Annotated in this window: 1 pseudogene; it reads left to right on the forward strand. The window is 64.4% G+C overall.

What is annotated here, in order from left to right:
- Nucleotides 1-261 (forward strand): annotated as a pseudogene (gene rph / locus SB756_RS31565) (ribonuclease PH); the annotation flags it as partial.

The raw sequence follows: 261 nt of genomic DNA on the forward strand, positions 1-261 counted from the left end.
CCGCACCCTCGAAATCCAGCGCCTGATCGGCCGTTCGCTGCGCGCCGCGCTGGACATGAGCAAGCTGGGTAACATCACCCTGTATGTCGACTGCGACATGATCCAGGCCGATGGCGGCACCCGTACTGCGTCCATCACCGGTGCCATGGTCGCCCTGTGCGACGTCTTGGCGGTGATCAAGAAGCGCGGCGGCCTGAAGGGCGGCAACCCGCTCAAGCTCATGATTGCTGCCGTGTCGGTAGGCATGTACCAGGGCGAAGC

The organism is Pseudomonas sp. SIMBA_068 (assembly GCF_046534705.1).
GTDB lineage: Bacteria > Pseudomonadota > Gammaproteobacteria > Pseudomonadales > Pseudomonadaceae > Aquipseudomonas > Aquipseudomonas putida.